9 protein-coding genes are annotated in these 14,831 nt (G+C 58.0%); 6 read left to right on the top strand and 3 right to left on the bottom strand.

Annotated features, from left to right (window positions below; translation table 11 throughout):
• Positions 1-24: 24 nt before the first annotated feature.
• Complete coding sequence (locus QRN36_RS21680) at positions 25-588, bottom strand: XRE family transcriptional regulator (protein WP_285425943.1); 564 nt, start codon at positions 586-588, stop codon at positions 25-27.
• Between the two features lie 123 nt (positions 589-711).
• A complete protein-coding gene (gene rlmM / locus QRN36_RS21675; protein ID WP_285425942.1) occupies positions 712-1,779 on the bottom strand; it encodes a 23S rRNA (cytidine(2498)-2'-O)-methyltransferase RlmM in 1,068 nt (355 codons plus the stop codon).
• Between the two features lie 278 nt (positions 1,780-2,057).
• Between rlmM and acnA the strand changes: the two genes are divergently transcribed.
• The 5 genes from acnA to QRN36_RS21650 all read left to right on the top strand — a co-directional run bounded on the left by acnA (position 2,058) and on the right by QRN36_RS21650 (position 10,015).
• Positions 2,058-4,799, top strand: a complete 2,742-nt coding sequence (acnA, locus tag QRN36_RS21670) for an aconitate hydratase AcnA (protein ID WP_285425941.1) — start codon at positions 2,058-2,060, stop codon at positions 4,797-4,799.
• A 710-nt stretch (positions 4,800-5,509) separates the two neighbouring features.
• Positions 5,510-6,301 carry a CPBP family intramembrane glutamic endopeptidase gene (locus tag QRN36_RS21665; protein WP_285425940.1) on the top strand — a complete coding sequence of 264 codons (792 nt, stop codon included), beginning with the start codon at positions 5,510-5,512 and terminating at the stop codon, positions 6,299-6,301.
• A 104-nt stretch (positions 6,302-6,405) separates the two neighbouring features.
• Positions 6,406-7,971 carry a PAS domain-containing methyl-accepting chemotaxis protein gene (locus tag QRN36_RS21660; protein ID WP_285425939.1) on the top strand — a complete coding sequence of 522 codons (1,566 nt, stop codon included), beginning with the start codon at positions 6,406-6,408 and terminating at the stop codon, positions 7,969-7,971.
• Between the two features lie 293 nt (positions 7,972-8,264).
• Complete coding sequence (locus QRN36_RS21655) at positions 8,265-8,936, top strand: hypothetical protein (RefSeq protein WP_285425938.1); 672 nt, start codon at positions 8,265-8,267, stop codon at positions 8,934-8,936.
• A gap of 422 nt (positions 8,937-9,358) precedes the next feature.
• Positions 9,359-10,015 carry a hypothetical protein gene (locus tag QRN36_RS21650; protein WP_093459409.1) on the top strand — a complete coding sequence of 219 codons (657 nt, stop codon included), beginning with the start codon at positions 9,359-9,361 and terminating at the stop codon, positions 10,013-10,015.
• Positions 10,016-10,115: 100 nt separating this feature from the next.
• Here QRN36_RS21650 and QRN36_RS21645 read toward each other — a convergent pair whose 3' ends face one another.
• Positions 10,116-11,987, bottom strand: a complete 1,872-nt coding sequence (locus QRN36_RS21645; RefSeq protein WP_285425992.1) for an autotransporter outer membrane beta-barrel domain-containing protein — start codon at positions 11,985-11,987, stop codon at positions 10,116-10,118.
• Positions 11,988-12,762: 775 nt separating this feature from the next.
• Here QRN36_RS21645 and QRN36_RS21640 point away from each other — a divergent pair.
• A complete protein-coding gene (locus tag QRN36_RS21640; protein WP_285425937.1) occupies positions 12,763-14,625 on the top strand; it encodes a hypothetical protein in 1,863 nt (620 codons plus the stop codon).
• Positions 14,626-14,831 lie beyond the last annotated feature (206 nt).

The following is a 14,831-nucleotide window of genomic DNA, read 5'->3' as shown; positions in this document are numbered from 1 at the left end:
GATAGCGGCGCGGCGCATCGCGGTCTACAGCACCACGTTCCTGACAAAACGCAGTTTGGCGTCGCCTTCGTTGCGATAGGCGTGGGGCTGGTTGCTGGCAAACATGAAGAATTCCCCTGCCGACACGAGCCGTGACGTGTCGGGCAAAGCGACGGTCAGGCAGCCCTCGATCACATAGACCTGTTCACTCCAGCCCTCAGGGTCGGCTTCGGAGCGATAAGTTTCGCCCGGCATCAGGCTGAACTCCCACAGCTCGACCTCCCGGCGCGCGACGGCTTTGGCCAGCAGCACGGCAGTGCTCTCGGGATGCGCACCCGCCCAGGCAACTTCGTTGATCCGGCTGGGATCGCGGTCGTCCGGCGCCTGAATCAGATCGCTGAACGCCACATCCAGCGCTTCGGCGACACGGTCAAGCGTCGCCAGACTGACATTCTTCTCGCCCGCCTCGATCGCGACAAGCATGCGCCGGCTGACACCGGAGCGCTCGGCGAGCGCGGTCTGGCTGAGGTCCGCTGCGTGCCGCAAGCGACGCACATTGAGGCTGACATGCTGCAGCACCGACGCTCGTTGCGAATGTTCCTTCTGCACTTTGATGTCCACTCCCGGCTTTGCACTGCCGCCTGATTGATCGTGGAAAAAACCTCTGCCTGGGCAACGCCGTTCGGCGGGCTTGCTGCCAGCGACACACGCTGGCGGCCCTCGTAGCCCCGGTCAGCTGGCGCGTTTGATGTCCAGCCGGCGCAGGTGACACGTCACCTCTTCGCGGTCGTGATACAGCTGTTTGCAGCCGATCGACACCCTGACCCCACGCGCTTTGAAGCCTTCTTCGATACGCTCGAGCAGGCGCCGAACCTCGGCATAGCGCTGCTTCATCGGCAGCTTCAGGTTGACCACCGCCTCGCGGCACAGGCCTTCGCCCAGCCAGGTTTCCAGCAAGGCGGCGTTGCGCGCGGGCTTTTCGACGATGTCGCAGACCATCCAGTCCACCGGCTGGCGCGGTTTGTAGGTGAAGCCGTCAGCCATCAGGTGCTGGACCAGGCCGGTGTCCATCAGGCTCTCGGCCATCGGGCCGTTGTCGATCGCCGTCACCAGCATGCCGCGCCGGACCAGCTGATACGTCCAGCCGCCTGGCGCTGCGCCCAGATCCACGCCGGTCATGTCACCCGACAGACGCTCGTCCCACTGATCGCGCGGGATGAAATGGTGCCAGGCTTCCTCAAGCTTCAGGGTCGACCGGCTGGGCGCCTCGCGGGGAAACTTCAGCCGCGGAATGCCCATTGGCCACATGGCGGAATTATCGGCATCGGCCAGCCCCAGAAACACTTCCCGGCCGCTTTTGAAGGTCAGCAACAGACGCGGCAGGCTGGCGTTATCCACCAGCTTGCCGGCCTTTTCCAGGGCTTTGCGCAGCGGGCCTTCGAATTTTCGGCAAAAGGTCGACAGTTCCTTGCCGTCGTTGGTGTCGACCACTTCCAGCCAGAGGCTGCCGCAGGTCGTGAATTCAGACATATGCTCGAGGATGACACTGATGCGGTCGCTCTCCGGCAGGTCGAGGAACACGCCCCGGGCCCACTGCCGTGGAAAAATCAGGTCGGTGAAGCGCACACCGTTCATCAAGCGCTCGGCACCGTCGGGCTCGGTGCAGACGAACTCGGCGCAGGCCGCGTTGGGCTTGGCCTTGGCATAGCCGGACACTGCCAGACGCGCGGCATGCTCGCTGATCTCCGAGCAGACTTCGCCTTCGAAACCGGGGCGGCAATGCATAAACAGGGTATTCACCGAATCTTCTCCACAGGACGCTCATCGACACCTCGACGCAAGGCATCGGCACGGCGCACCGGCCAGACTGCCAACGCACCCTATACTCGAGGATTAATCTCAATGACTCGAAAGCGGCGCATGATAGCCGAATCAGGAACCACTGGCTCAGCCAGAGGGTCCAGTACTACTCAACGAGCATTCAAGCCGCCGCAGAGCGCGCAGATTTCGGTCTTACCGTTTGCTGGTCAGTTGGGTTCACCGGTCCGTGCCGTGCGGACACGTCAAGGAGTTAGTTCATGCCCTCCCTCGATAGCCTGAAAAGCCTCAAGACACTCGTCGTCAACGACAAGACATACCACTATTTCAGCCTGCCGGACGCTGCCAGATCGCTGGGCGATCTGGACAAGTTGCCGATGTCGCTCAAAGTGCTGCTGGAAAACCTGCTGCGCTGGGAAGACAACAAGACCGTCACGGGCGAGGATCTCAAGTCCCTCGCCGCCTGGCTCGGCGAGCGCAAGTCCGACCGGGAAATCCAGTACCGGCCTGCTCGCGTATTGATGCAAGACTTCACCGGCGTTCCCGCCGTGGTCGATCTGGCCGCCATGCGTGCGGCAGTGGCCAAGGCCGGCGGCGATCCGCAGCGCATCAATCCCCTGTCGCCTGTCGATCTGGTCATCGACCACTCGGTCATGGTCGACAAGTTCGGCGACGACAAGGCATTCGGCGAGAACGTCGACATCGAAATGCAGCGCAACGGCGAGCGTTACGCGTTTCTGCGCTGGGGCCAGAGCGCCTTCGACAATTTCAGCGTGGTGCCGCCAGGCACTGGCATCTGCCACCAGGTCAACCTTGAATACCTGGGCCGCACCGTGTGGACCAAGGAAGAAGATGGCCGCACTTACGCCTTTCCTGACACGCTGGTGGGTACCGATTCCCACACCACCATGATCAACGGTCTCGGCGTGCTTGGCTGGGGCGTCGGCGGTATCGAAGCGGAAGCGGCCATGCTCGGTCAACCGGTGTCGATGCTGATTCCGGAAGTGATCGGCTTCAAGCTGACCGGCAAGCTCAAGGAAGGCATCACGGCCACCGATCTGGTGCTCACCGTCACGCAGATGCTGCGCAAGAAAGGCGTGGTAGGAAAATTCGTCGAATTCTACGGTGACGGCCTGGCCGATCTGCCGCTGGCCGACCGCGCGACCATCGCCAACATGGCCCCGGAATACGGCGCCACGTGCGGCTTCTTCCCGGTGGATGAGGTGACACTGGAATACCTGCGCCTGTCGGGCCGTCCGGACGACACCGTGCAGTTGGTCGAAGCTTATTGCAAGGCGCAGGGCCTGTGGCGTCTGCCCGGCCAGGAGCCGGTGTTCACTGATGCGCTGGAGCTGGACATGGGCTCGGTGGTGGCAAGCCTCGCCGGCCCGAAACGTCCGCAGGATCGCGTGGCCCTGCCGGATGTTTCGCAGGCGTTCAGCGATTTTCTGGGGCTGGCGCTCAAGCCGAGCAAACACGAAGAAGGCCGTCTGGAAAGCGAGGGCGGCGGTGGCGTTGCGGTCGGCAATGCCGAACAGGTCGGCGAAGCGGAATATGAATACGAAGGCAATCGCTACCGTCTGAAAAACGGCGCTGTGGTGATTGCTGCCATTACCTCGTGCACCAATACCTCGAACCCGAGCGTGATGATGGCGGCGGGCCTGCTGGCGAAAAAAGCCGTTGAAAAAGGCCTGCAACGCAAGCCTTGGGTCAAGAGTTCGCTGGCGCCGGGCTCAAAGGTTGTCACTGACTACTACAAAGCCGCGGGCCTCACCGAGTACCTCGACGCACTGGGCTTCGACCTGGTGGGTTACGGCTGCACCACGTGCATCGGTAACTCCGGGCCGCTGCGCGATCCCATCGAAAAAGCCATCCAGCAATCGGACCTGACCGTGGCGTCGGTGCTGTCCGGCAACCGCAACTTCGAAGGCCGCGTCCACCCGCTGGTGAAAACCAACTGGCTGGCGTCGCCGCCACTGGTGGTCGCCTATGCCCTGGCGGGCACAGTGCGTATCGACTTGAGCAGCGAGCCGTTGGGCGAAGGGTCCGACGGTCAGCCGGTCTACCTGCGTGACATCTGGCCGAGCCAGAAGGAAATCGCCGACGCGGTCATGAATGTCAGTACCGGCATGTTCCACAAGGAATACGCCGAAGTGTTCGCCGGCGACGCGCAATGGCAGGCCATCGAGGTGCCGCAAGCGGCCACTTACGTCTGGCAGGACGACTCCACCTACATTCAGCATCCGCCGTTTTTCGACGACATCGCCGGGCCTTTACCAGTGGTTGCCGACGTGCACAATGCGCGAGTGCTGGCGATCCTCGGCGATTCGGTGACCACCGACCACATTTCTCCCGCCGGCAACATCAAGGCCGACAGCCCCGCAGGCCGCTACCTTCGCAGCAAGGGCGTGGAACCCAAGGACTTCAACTCCTACGGTTCGCGACGCGGCAACCACGAGGTGATGATGCGCGGCACCTTCGCCAACATCCGCATCCGCAACGAAATGCTCGGCAATGAAGAAGGCGGCTACACCCTGCACGTGCCGACCGACGAGAAGCTGCCGATCTATGACGCGGCCATGCGCTATCAGCAGGCAGGCACGCCGCTGGTGGTGGTTGCCGGTCAGGAGTACGGCACAGGCTCCAGCCGTGACTGGGCAGCCAAAGGCACCAATCTGCTGGGGGTGAAAGCGGTCATCGCGGAGAGTTTCGAGCGTATCCACCGCTCGAATCTGGTCGGCATGGGCGTGCTGCCCCTGCAGTTCAAGAACGGCCAGAGCCGCAAGACGCTGGAACTGACCGGTAAGGAAGTCATCACCATCACCGGCCTCACCGGTGCCACGCTGCAGCCAGGCATGAGCCTGACACTGCAGATCGCCCGGGAGAATGGCAAGCAGGAAAATGTCGACGTGCTTTGTCGGATCGACACGCTGAATGAGGTGGAATACTTCAAATCCGGCGGCATCCTGCATTACGTCCTGCGACAGCTGATCGCGTCGTAAACACGGCAACTCGGGCGTTGAGCCCGATGCCGGACCTGACAGGACGCCTGTTCGCGACGGCTGGGTTTCGGCCGGTACATCTTTAGTGGATGGACCGGCCTCTTCGCGAGCAAGCTCGCTCCTACAGAATTCGTGTCTGGGAGGCGAGTCGGGAATGCCCGGAGATCCCTGTGGGAGTGAGCTTGCTCGCGATGAGGCCGATATGTTCGCCGGAGAGATATCGCCTGCTCGACACACACCTGGCAACCCCACAAATCCCTTGTAGGAGCGCGGCTTGTCCCGCGATCTGGCGCGCAGCGGCAGCAGAATCGGACGGGGTATGTCAGGCAGACTGCATGGCCGGTCTTTACGACGACTTCGTCGCCGATCGCGGGACAAGCCACGCTCCTACGGGCAGTGCATCAAGCTTTCGCGAGCAAGCTCGCACACAGGTTTTGTGCTTGACCCAAAACCAGGCGACGCCGCAGAAATGGTGTAGGAGTGAGCCTGCTCGCGAGACGTCTTGTTAGTCGATAATGCAGCAGCCGAGTCAGCGCAGTAGCCAGCAAACCCCATCCTCCCACTGCCATCTCTAACGCCCCCCCTGCGGCAGTCTGCGGCCTACCGGACTTCACCCGCCGTCATCCAGAACTTTCAGCCCATTCCCACAAGCGCGCCTGTTTAATCAACGTTAATATCGCCGCCTTCATTAAACGCTCAAGGACGGCAACATGCCGGCGCAACGCTGGATCTCCCTGACCCTGCTGGCACTCGGCTATTGCATTGCACTGGTCTACGGGCAACTGAGCCTGCCGGTCGTCATCACCCTCGGCCTGCTGGTGATGGCCGGGCTGTGCGTTACCCGCTTCAATCACCGGGCCGTGCATGCTGCGGGCCACGGGCTTTTCATCGCCTTGGCCCTCGGCCTCGCCATTCACTGGTTGCCAGGGTTCTTCAGCGCCCGGGTGATTGCTGGCGTGCGTTTCAGCCCTGAAGCGGCGCCCTTTTCGATGTACCTGAACCTCGACAAACCCTTGATCGGTTTCTGGATTGCGATCGCCTGCCCGTGGGTGTTTGCCGGCGTCCTCTGGCGGCGGTCGCTGAAAACGTCGGCGCTCGTGCTGCCGATCACGACGGCAGCGTGTCTGGCAACGGCCACCGCCCTTGGGGTCACCGGCTGGTCGCCCAAATGGCCAGAGCAGACCGGACTCTGGGCACTGAATAACCTGCTGCTGGTTTCACTCACCGAGGAACTGCTGTTTCGTGGCTACGTTCAGGGCGGGCTGACGCGTCTGCTGCGCAGATTCCCGTGCCACGAGGCACTGGCGATCGTGCTGGCGGCTTCGCTGTTTGGCGCGGCTCACCTCGGCGCGGGCTGGCAGTGGATGCTTCTGGCGGGGATGGCGGGCATTGGCTACGGTATTGCTTACCGTATCGGCGGATTGCCTGCGGCAGTGCTCACCCATTTCGGGCTGAACCTGGCGCATTTCGGGCTGTTCACCTACCCGATGTTCGACCGCTGAACCTTGACCTGCGGCAAACGGACCCATGACGCAGTTCACAAAACGCTTAATTTCCTGACCCATTGGCCGATAACTCGTCAAAGCCTTCCTGGATTGAACAGCTCATGCGAAATAACCAGCCCATCACTCAACGCGAACGGACATTTCCGGCGCAGCAACGGTTGATCTCGACAACCGATGCCCGTGGCGTGATCACCTACTGCAACGACGCGTTCGTTGAAATCAGCGGTTTTTCGCGGGATGAGCTGATCAAGGCCCCACACAACACCGTTCGCCATCCGGACGTGCCGTCTGCCGTTTTCGAGCACATGTGGGGCACCCTCAAACAGGGCCTGCCGTGGATGGGCATCGTCAAGAATCGCTGCAAAAACGGCGACCATTACTGGGTGAACGCGTACGTCACGCCGATCTTCGACCAGAAACAAGTCATCGGCTTCGAATCCGTGCGGATCAAGCCAACCGCCGAGCAGATCCGTCGCGCAGAAGCCCTGTATTCGCGCTTGAACAGCGGCAAGCCGGCTGTGCCGACCCGGGACAAATGGCTGCCGGTGCTTCAGGACTGGCTGCCCTTCATTCTGGTCAGCCAACTGAGCTTTTTGATCGGCGTCTGGCTGAATTCACATTGGGGTTTTGCTTTGGCAGCGGCGCTGTCCGTACCGCTGGGCCTGCTGGGCCTCAGCTGGCAGCAGCGCGGAATCAAACGCCTGCTGCGTCTGGCGGAGCAGACCACTTCCGACCCGCTGATCGCGCAGATGTACACCGACAGTCGCGGTCCGCAAGCCCGCCTCGAGATGTCTATTCTGAGCCAGGAAGCGCGCCTGAAAACCTGCCTGACGCGTCTGCAGGACACTGCCGAACACCTCAATTCCCAGGCGCGTCAGTCCGACAGCCTGGCCCAGTCCAGCTCCAGCGGTCTTGAGCGTCAGCGCGTAGAAACCGAACAGGTCGCCACGGCGGTCAATCAGATGGCAGCCACGACCCAGGAAGTCGCCAGCCACGTACAGCGCACTGCCGACGCCACGCAGCAGGCCAACGAACTGACCCGCCGCGGCCGTGACATCGCCAGCGAAACCCGTGAAGCGATCCAGCGTCTGTCGACATCGGTTGGCGAAACCGGCCTGACCGTCACACAACTGGCCAAGGACAGCGACGAAATCGGTGGCGTGGTGGATGTGATCAAGGGCATTGCCGATCAGACCAACCTGCTCGCGCTGAACGCCGCCATCGAAGCGGCTCGCGCCGGGGAAATGGGCCGAGGATTCGCGGTGGTCGCCGACGAGGTGCGTCAGCTGGCGCAGCGCACGACGGAGTCCACGGGGCAGATTCACGCGCTCATTGCCAAGTTGCAACAGACCGCCAACAACGCCGTGCAGACCATGAACACTGGCCGTCGTCAGGCGGAAGAAGGCGTCGAACAAGTCATGGAGGCTGACAAGGCGCTGGTCGGCATCAGCGACGCCGTGGCCAACATCACCGACATGACCACGCAAATCGCTGCCGCAACCGAGGAGCAAAGCTCGGTGGCCGAGGAAGTCAGCCGCAACATCAGCACCATCGCCCAGCTCGCCGACCAGACCTCCGACGAAGCGCGCCGGTCGGCCACCCTGAGCGCCGAACTGACCAACACCGCGCACACCCAATATTCGCTGGTGGAGCGCTTCAACCGCTGACCTGGACGCGTCACACCTCGAGCCCCGACAGCCTTGCTGCCGGGGCTTTCTGTTTTTCGGGGCTCAAAAAAGTAGGACGTTTCTGAAATTCCACGAATACCCCACCTCACCCGTCGAAATGCCAACCGAAGGCCAAATTCGGGATTGACAGCGATCCCACTCTCCTATTAGTTGAATTTTGTTAGCGATAAATAATTAATACCACAACGGTGTTATTCGCTGATCTGACTATTAATTAACGAGCACTCTTTCGCGCTACGAAAGCGCGTGACTGTGCTTAATGGAGAAGTTTAATGAGTGAAGTGATTGCTAGAACCCCTATCCCCTTGGAGCCTCCTATTGTGGAGATCGCAGACCCTGTGGATGGTCTGCTGCAAATCAGTGATTTGAACAACCCCATTGCCGTGGGCGTTAAGGTGTGGGATGCAGCTCAGCCAGGATTTTATTTTCAGCTCATTTTAGATGGGACTCCAGTCGGTGACGCTAGGATCATCACCCCGGCAGATAACATTGGAGACATCATCACAGTCTATCTGGATGAATATCTGCTTAATGCAGAAAAGACCTACTCTTTGAGTTTCAATACTACGAACCCAAATACAGAATTCTCAAATTCTTCTCCCGCGGTCCAGCTCAAAGTCGATCGCAGTCCCCCAGGCGCAGCCCTGCTCGCCCCACTCATCTTTCCCACCGCCAGTTTCGGCGATCGCCTCATTGGCCTGCTCCCCGGCTACGCCGGCATGGCCCGGGGCGACGTCATTCAGACGCTCTGCAATGACATCCCCGGCCCGGCACACACCGTGGCCGCCGATGAGCTGACCCTGCGCCCGATCGAAATCGGTTTTGACCGCGAACTCCTGCACAGTCTTGCGACCGATACAGTGCTGATCGAGTACATCGTGACCGACCGGGCGGGCAACGGGTCGACCACGTCACTGCCAACGCTGGTTTCCCTGCAAGTGTAACCAATCATTTTTGCCATTCGTCTGGATATTTCAGGCAGCAAACCCCACGTTTTTGAGTGGGGTTTCTGTCAACAAAATCACAGGAGCAAATTATTTTAATTTATTTTGTGCACACTCTTTCCTCAAAACCTACAGCTCCATCAGACATGTCCGAAGAGCTAGCAAATTTGAGTTCTCTGCAACATATAAATATATATTGATTTCCCAGTAAAAACGCGGAAAACCCTCGACCTACACAAAGACGAAATACATTCAAGAGGCAGTTTCTGAGCCGCGATGCTATGTAATCCCTTGCAGGGCTGTAATTTGACAGTCTTCTGCTGCGAACACACCATAGACACCTGTAGCGCAGAGTCCTACATAGACATTCATCGATCCAAATCTTTTAATCCTCGCAACCGCGATATGATCAAGGAGTTCCAATGGAAGACGAGAAGGATATCCAGTCACCAGGCGATCCGGATGGAACGCCATCCGGCATCAATAAGGAACCAGAACAACCGGCGATGAATGCCGATGCACCGAGCAGCGAACCGCCCGCGGACGCCTCAGTGCCGCTGTACGAAGAGTTTCACGCCGTGCCCGCGCCTAAAAAGACTGCGTCGGAAACCGCGCTTTGCTACGCGGAATATCTGCACAACGCGCCGGGCTTTCCCTGGAAGCAGGAGCAGGCGTTGCTTGATCCGACACCCAGCTTCGAAGCTCCGTACATCACAGGTGCCAGCGCCGACCGTCTAACGGACAGCGAGTTGATTTCGGGGATTTTTCTCAATATTCCCAGGTCGCCAAGGCTCTGGGTCGGGGATCAGCTGAAGCTGCGGTGGGGGCACAACACGTTCTATACCACCATCGGAGAATCCAAAGGCCGTAACGGCCCCCGGTTGATTCAGTACCTGAACAACGAATCCCTGGCCGATTACGACAACGGGCTCGTCGAGGTGCGGTATGAAGTGGTGCGACGTTCCCGGCTTGTCGGCATCTCTGAAACCCTGACCATCAATCTGCACCGGGAGGGCGCGCGACGTCGCCGATCCGCAAACCGTACCCGGGCCATACGCCGCCGCAGGGCGCCCCGATAACTCAACCACAGCGAGCACCACCGCAAGCTCGCATGAAAAAAGCCCCGGCTGCATGTCTGCAGCCGGGGCCATTACCGCCAGAGATCAATCGATGCTGCGATCAGAATGCCAGACGCAGGCCCACATTCGCGCCCCACGGCTGCTCGACGTGCTCACCCTTCATGTAGTCGAAATCGGCATGGACTTGCAGCCGCTCCGACAACGAAACCGACACCCCGGCGCCCAGTTCTGCCCGCGAGCCGAACAGGCCGTTATCGAAACGCTGACCGTTGACCTTCACCTCGTTGTTGCGAGAGAACTCATGAGCGAGCGCAGCGCGCACATAGGGCTGCACCACCCCGCCGTCCTCAAGCACAAAGCTGCGGCCGACCGTACTGCCGATCTTGCCAAGCACCGACTGCGTACGACCGGTGTCGGCCTGCAATCCGTTGTCGAGCGTGTAGCTGTCGCCGTCGATCCAGACGCTGGACATCTGCACGAAAGGCTCGACAAAGTATCCGTCGGCAAGCTTGACGTGCTTGCCCACTTCAATCGAGCCACCCAAGGCCGTGTTGCTGTAATCGCCTTTGGCCTTGGTGCCATCGCTCATCGCAACGTTCGATTCGTTGTGGAACTGGTTGAGCTTCAGCACCCCGTCAACGTAATACCCGTCGTCCGACAGCCAGGTGCCGTAAGCACCGACGTAATAGCTGTCGACCTGACCGGACGTCCCTCTGCCGATGTCCAGATCGGACTTGCTGTAACCGCCCATCACACCGACCATCAAATGCCCGTCGCTGACCGGCACAGGCGCGTCGGCACCGAACGACAAGCCCTGCTGCTTCTGTTCATAGCTGACGCCGGAGTCGAGCGATGCGTTGAACCGATTGCCGTAGCTGCGCATCCAGCCGCCGCCCTCCTCGCTGCCTCGCACCTCGCCGAGGCGACTGCGCAGCGTCGTCAACTCACTGTTCCAGACCGTCGGCGCGGCATTGAACAAAGCCAACGCACTCTGCGTGGAAGGACTGATCACCTTGCCGGAACCGACAATGAACCAGTCAGTACCTTGGCGCTGGAGCTCGTAGGAATACACCCCAAGGTCCGCGCGGCCACCCACCAGGCCAAACTCGGCGTTGCCACCTTCGGTATGAACCACCCGCAACGCCTCGAAACTCTCCGGCACCGCTTCGACACCGGTGTTTTGCACGCGCAACCGGTAACGACCCTCCGCTTTCCCGGCAACATCGAGCAGATCGCCTTCGCCGCTGTCCAGGTTGATGCGCATGTCGAACAACCCACGCCCCGACAACGACCCAAGCTTAAGAGAATGGAAACCTTCTCCGGAAAAACCAATGCTTCCGCCGTCCATTGCCAGCGTTTTCACGCTGTTATCCGCGCCCATTTGCCAGTGACCGCTGGAGTCGATGATCAATGAGTTTGCGTTGATAATGTTGCCGTCGAGGCGGCCATGATTACGCAGGATGACATTCAATGTACTGGTGTCATCGGCAACGAAATCGCCGGTGAGGCTGCTGTTGTTGACTTCTACTTCTACTTCACTGTCGTTAAAGATATCGAGCAGTCGACCATTACCAGCGTGCATATCAGAGTGATTTGCTACCCGTATTTTTGCCGTTGTATTCCATGGTTTTCCGGAAATACGATCAATTTTGATAGCTGAGCCGGTAAGAGCCGAGACTGTCGAACCATCGATTTCCAGACGGTTGATTACTGTTTCGTCTCCATGTTGACCTGTAATTATATATATGCCGTTTTCGCTGCCTGACACGTAACTCCCATCGAGAACGTGCGCTTCCCCGCCAGTCATTCTCAAACCACCATTCCCAGGTACTGAAGATAGATATCCATTACCTGAGACCGTCGAATTCGAAAATGTCAGAACACCTGATGGGCCAACCGATGCACCGTAGGCCGCTCCAGACACGCTACTGTTGATGACTGTCACTTGATTCAGTTTATCCAGGTCGGTCATTCGGGTCAGAAGTTGAATACCCAACCAGTTCTGGTTCTGAATGGTCGAATTTGTCACCCTCACCGAACTGGTATTTAGGGCCAGGCCCCCCGTCACAGTGCTGGAGTCAATATTTACCGAAGAGTCAATCGACGAGATTCTTTCCAGAATAGATCCACCACCTACAACAAGATGGCCGCTATTTGACACCTGATAGCTGTTTGATGCGGTGTCACCATCGATTATCAGCGTCTTACCATCCACAACGATTGCTGCATTTGGCATGCCGACGCTCGCGTCACCGTCGGCTTCTGCACTTTTTCCGCAAACAACACCGGTCGTGTCCAGCGATATACATTCGTCCGCAAACGCAGCTGACGCGAATACCCCTACTGCCAATCCCAACGCGCTTCGCCCGAGCCCCTTGAGCGAAATACCCCTATCAACCGACATGTCGCCTCCATCTGCAGATTCGAAAGATACACATTGCCAAAACCGCATACCGATTGAAAAAAAAATAAAAAAAATAAAAGTAGGAAACTTCCGCAGATGGTGAACGCTACAGCCTACATAATTTTTGCTCAGAATGAGCGGGCACGGGACTTATCCTGAAAAACGATGCATGACTTTCTTCCATCACATTCATCATTTTTCCTACAGCGCGTCGATCGGGACTACATTCCGGAGCATGCCGGCGTTTGACAACGTAAAGAAAATTCTATTAGTTAATTTACGTGCTGGTGAAAAGCTCTTCCCCTAATGCCAGCGCCTGGAAACGTAAAACAAAGGACCTTTTATGAACATTAATATTCAAGCACCTATCGTTATCCGCTCACGCACTATCAGAGAACCACTTCCACTCGAGGCGCCAGACATCGCCATTGCGTTCCACGACGAAGACAGCCTTGGGCTAATACCCGTCAACGAAACCTATGCGCCATTGACGGTCGACCTGAAAGTGTGGGAGGCCGCCGAGGAGGACTATACATATCAGTTGTACTGGAATGGGGAACGCCATGGGCCAGAGAAACTTATCGCGGCAACGGATCAACCCGGCGATCCACTGACTCTGGAAGTTCCAGTAGAGTTGCTTCTCGAGGGCCGACACTCGCTAAAATACCGCACATATAGTCCGGATGCGGATTCTGAGAATTTTTCTGATGAGTTCCCCGTTATTATCGACCGGACAGCACCCGGTAAACCACTCTTGGCCGCGTTGCAGTTTCCCGTCGAGGTCCAGAATGGACTGACCGCTGCTGAGCTCGAACGGTTGGGAGGTAAGCTCGAGGTGCAAGTGGCTGGCTACACCGGTATGGCAAAGCACGATGTGATTCATACTTTCTGGGGAGACGTCGCAGGTCCTACCGCCGTCGTCGATGAAGACGACATGGGGCTTAACAAAGTTGTCTTCGATTTTAGCAAGGAATTCCTCGAATCCATCGATACCGGTTCGCATGTCGTTAAATATAGGGTGATCGACAGAGCAGGAAACACCTCTGATGACTCGGTAGAAACCACAATAACTTTGCTACTTGAGGAAGTTCCTGACAACTACCCGGCACCCATTGTCGATGTCTCCGTTGGAGGCCTCATTGACTACGCGGAAGCCAAACTCGGTGTAATGATCGATATCCCTCAGTATCCAGGCGCTTCCGCGTTCGACGAGATTGTGCTTTATTGGGGTGACGATTCGCCAATGCTTCCTGTACAACTTCCTCCTGGCAACGAGGGCGAAGATGTAGTCCTGTCGCTACGTGTACCCTTTGAAACCATTGCTACCAAGCCGGTAGGCGAGGTCTCGATTACCTACACCGTTACTCGCAACAATCAATTAAGCGGCACGTCACTTCCAGCAGTTGTAGATATTTTCCTCACCCTGCCTGTTCCAGTTCCCACGACAGCGCCGATTGTGCAAGGTACCAGCTTGCAGAATCCGAACAAAGATGACAACTTCATCGATGAAGACGACTACGAATTCAACAGCAGGGCCATTGTAGCGTGGACATCAGAATTCAAGATTAACGATGATATTCATCTTTCTTGGGGCGACCAGCAACGCTTGCAGTGGTATCAAATTAAAGAGGAGGACGTTGCCGCGTCCAAAGATCTTATTATCCCAATCGCCAACAGCATTATGAAGGCCCAAGGAACAGGAAGTGAAATTCCTGTCCGCTATACGGTCACCAGAGAAGGCAATCCTAACCCCACGCTGTCGCCGATTCAAAAAGTGACCGTGCGATCCAAAGAGGATCTACCAGGCGGTCCTGGAGGTGTCGACGGACCAGTCTTTAAACTGAACCCTTCCGGCTTCATTTCGCAGAGCGTTGCGCCCAATGGCACCGACGGCTTGATTCTGCCCTATACCAACATCGCTCAGAACCAGAGACTGTCCTTTACATTCAAAGGCTTTGACGATGATGGCAACCCTATTGATGCTGCCACGGTAACGGCGAGTCGCGAGCTTGACGATCAAGACGTGATTAATGGGTACGCATTTCATGTCCCCTATATCACGCTGCGAACCATTTGCCGAGGATACTGCGAGGCTTATGTCCGAATTGATCCTGCGCCTGGCAGCAATCAAAGCGCCGTAACTTCGAAAGTCACTCGCGTGCCCGTTGAAATGCGCGAGTCTAGTGAGCCTTACTGCACAATTTAATTCCTAAACTGGCAGGGCGCTCGCCCTGCCTTCTTTGACAACGAGAGAAATCATGACAACTGTTGAAAGACCATCAGCCACCGCGCCACTTCCACTGGAACTGCCGACGATTCCCGCCGCATTGATGAGCGGCTTGATTCCTATTGATGAGTTAACGGCACCTATTACCGTAAACTTTCCTGTATGGCTTGCGGCGGAACCGAAGT

Origin of the sequence: Pseudomonas sp. efr-133-TYG-103a, from assembly GCF_030209235.1 — a bacterium.
Lineage (GTDB): Bacteria > Pseudomonadota > Gammaproteobacteria > Pseudomonadales > Pseudomonadaceae > Aquipseudomonas.
Note: the sequence above shows the minus strand (reverse complement) of the source record. Positions and strands in the feature narration are given on the sequence as shown.

Coding starts and splice junctions, on each gene's coding strand:
- QRN36_RS21645 (WP_285425992.1), bottom strand. CDS start 11,987: ATGACCGACCTGGATAAACTGAATCAAGTGACAGTCATCAACAGTAGC.
- acnA (WP_285425941.1), top strand. CDS start 2,058: ATGCCCTCCCTCGATAGCCTGAAAAGCCTCAAGACACTCGTCGTCAAC.
- QRN36_RS21650 (WP_093459409.1), top strand. CDS start 9,359: ATGGAAGACGAGAAGGATATCCAGTCACCAGGCGATCCGGATGGAACG.
- QRN36_RS21640 (WP_285425937.1), top strand. CDS start 12,763: ATGAACATTAATATTCAAGCACCTATCGTTATCCGCTCACGCACTATC.
- QRN36_RS21655 (WP_285425938.1), top strand. CDS start 8,265: ATGAGTGAAGTGATTGCTAGAACCCCTATCCCCTTGGAGCCTCCTATT.
- QRN36_RS21665 (WP_285425940.1), top strand. CDS start 5,510: ATGCCGGCGCAACGCTGGATCTCCCTGACCCTGCTGGCACTCGGCTAT.
- QRN36_RS21660 (WP_285425939.1), top strand. CDS start 6,406: ATGCGAAATAACCAGCCCATCACTCAACGCGAACGGACATTTCCGGCG.